Origin of the sequence: Pseudoalteromonas sp. P1-16-1b, assembly GCF_001401785.1 — a bacterium.
Taxonomy (GTDB): domain Bacteria; phylum Pseudomonadota; class Gammaproteobacteria; order Enterobacterales; family Alteromonadaceae; genus Pseudoalteromonas; species Pseudoalteromonas undina.
This window is the reverse complement of record NZ_LKGQ01000078.1, coordinates 1-227: the sequence shown is the minus strand read 5'-3', so window position 1 is coordinate 227 and position 227 is coordinate 1. Positions and strand designations below refer to the sequence as shown.

1 tRNA gene is annotated in these 227 nt (G+C 47.6%); it reads right to left on the bottom strand.

The annotated features are described in order from the left end of the window. Positions 1-88: transfer RNA gene (locus AN392_RS18275), tRNA-Ser, on the bottom strand. Positions 89-227: the final 139 nt, after the last annotated feature.

The following is a 227-nucleotide window of genomic DNA, read 5'->3' as shown; positions in this document are numbered from 1 at the left end:
TGGAGAGATAGGGATTTGAACCCTAGAGGGGCTATAAACCCCTGCCGGTTTTCAAGACCGGTGCATTCGACCACTCTGCCATCTCTCCGAAAGTGCATAAACTACAAGTAAGAGTGTACTCATAATTATTTTAATAAGGTGGTGGAGAGATAGGGATTTGAACCCTAGAGGGGCTATAAACCCCTGCCGGTTTTCAAGACCGGTGCATTCGACCACTCTGCCATCTC